This is a genomic window from Mycobacterium persicum, assembly GCF_002086675.1.
GTDB classification, from domain to species: Bacteria; Actinomycetota; Actinomycetes; order Mycobacteriales; family Mycobacteriaceae; genus Mycobacterium; species Mycobacterium persicum.
In genome coordinates, this window is the sequence record NZ_MVIF01000210.1 from 1 (window position 1) to 2,215 (window position 2,215).

A 2,215-nucleotide genomic window follows, 5' to 3' on the forward strand; every position below is an offset into this window, starting at 1 on the left:
CATGCCTGACGACGGTCACCGTTTCGCGGGCATTCTTATGTGAGGCACCGAGGGTGTTTCGCGGGCACTTTTCGTGAGTCAAGCCGGCGGCTTTCCCGCCGCGCAAGTTAGCCGTAGCCTGGTGTGAATCGGGTCACTACCGGCGGGAGGCCTCAATGCGGATCGCGGACGTCTTGCGGAACAAGGGGGCAGCGGTGGTGACGATCAATCCCGACGCGACAGTGCGGGAACTGCTTGCCGGTCTGGCTGAGCAGAACATCGGCGCGATGGTGGTGGTCGGCGCGGAAGGGGTGGTCGGCATCGTGTCGGAACGCGACGTGGTACGCGAGTTGCACACCCACGGCGCCAGCGTGTTGTCTCGTCCGGTCTCCAAGATCATGACCAGCGACGTCGCCACCTGTACGAAATCGGACACGGTAGACAGCCTGAGCGTGCTGATGACCAATAACCGGGTGCGTCACGTACCGGTGCTCGACGGCAAGAAGCTCATCGGCATCGTCAGCATCGGTGATGTGGTGAAGACCCGGATGCAGGAACTCGAGGCCGAACAGCAGCAGCTGCAGTCCTACATCACGCAGGGCTAGCCAGGCCCGGCCTCAGCACGTGTTTGGGAAGGTGTCGGCGCGCCTTCGTGACCGCATCGGTTGCGCGTAGCGTCAACTGCCGCATGACTTTCCGCCGTGGAAGACGGTGTCCTGATACGTCAAGGCCTGGATTGATGAACGGCGTCACCGACCGAATCCACGACGCGCTGCGCGAGGCGGGGCGCGACGGCGCCTGGGGCCACCCGATGGCCAGCGCCGGGATCGTCGATGCCCAATCGGTAAGGGCGCCGACACCGCCGGGAAGGGCAGCCGCAGTGGCCGCATTGTGCGGTAAATCGTGCGGAAAGACAAGGGGCAGTGCACCTTTGAGGTGTTGTCCCGCCGCTGCGCAGTGGAGCGCGCACGTTGTCTTGGTTGGTGCGCTGGCGCCGCCCCGTGACTACCAGCGCCTGGGGCCAGCCTTCCCAGCGGAACGCCACGGCGAAAAATCGTGTGGAATTTCACCGTGGGGTTACAGTCGCGATGGTTGGTCGCCCTCACGCCAGGAGTATTCGGTACGCAACCCGGCGGCGGGGCCACCGAGCCGACCGAGCCGAGCGGAGCGAGCTTAGCGCCGAGCGCCAAAACCGACTGCGCCGATTGCCGCCACCGGCGAGCCTGAGCGAGAATTGGCTCTCGCTTTTGGGATTGGCCGATCGACTGACTAACGGTATTTGTCGGTTGGATGAGTTTCGCCAATGAGCCGCTTGCACCCGCGACAAAAGTCAGGACGCCATGTTCGGCCACCCAATTCCTGATCAGATGTTCTCGAACGCTATTGTCGAGACCACCTTGGTGGCGGGGGCAGAGCCCTACAGGATGAGTTGTGTCATTTGTGACCATTGTGCCGCAAGCATTGGAATGCGCCGCAACCGATTTAGCTGCAATCGGTTCGGTGTTCAGCGAGGCAGCCGCTGCCGCGGCCATCCCCACCACCGGGCTACTGCGCGCCGGTGCCGACGAGGTGTCGGCGGGATTGACAGCCATATTGACGAGCCACGGCCAGGCTTGGCAGACATTGAGCAAACACTACGAATGGCTTCACCAACAATTCGTTGACCTGCTCAACGGAAGCACCGAGAAATACTGGGCCACCGAGATCGACAACGCCGCGCAGAATGCAATCAACACCGCCAACGCCGACAGCGAGTGGCTGCTGGGGCGTCCGATGATCGGTAATGGCGTCAACGGGCTCAATGGGACCGGCCAAAACGGCGGGGCCGGCGGATGGCTGTGGGGCAATGGCGGCAACGGCGGATCCGGGGCAGCAGGCCAAAACGGCGGCAACGGCGGCGCGGCCGGACTCTTCGGCCACGGCGGAGCCGGCGGAACCGGCGGAACCGGCGCGAACGGCGGCACCGGCGGCCATGGCGGACTACTGGTTGGCGGCGGCGGCGTCGGCGGCGCAGCGGGTGCAGGCGGCGGTACCGCAGGCAGTGGCGGAAACGGCGGAAATGGCGGAGCAGCCGGACTCATCGGCGACGGCGGCGCAGGCGGCGCCGGGGGTAACGGCTTGTTCGGCGGAAACGGCGGTGCCGGCGGCCAGGGGGGCTTAGGGCTCGCGCAGTAATTAGGTAGGTGGTGTCGGGCGTGTCGGGGTGTGGTGGGCGGTGAGTGTGTAGTTCCAGTCG

Annotated in this window: 1 protein-coding gene and 1 pseudogene; both read left to right on the forward strand. The window is 65.0% G+C overall.

Annotated features, from left to right (window positions below; genetic code table 11):
• The first annotated feature begins 155 nt into the window (after positions 1–155).
• A complete protein-coding gene (locus tag BST40_RS27840; protein WP_075545209.1) occupies positions 156–584 on the forward strand; it encodes a CBS domain-containing protein in 429 nt (142 codons plus the stop codon).
• A gap of 826 nt (positions 585–1,410) precedes the next feature.
• Positions 1,411–2,142, forward strand: a pseudogene (locus tag BST40_RS27845) (PE family protein); the annotation flags it as partial.
• Positions 2,143–2,215: the final 73 nt, after the last annotated feature.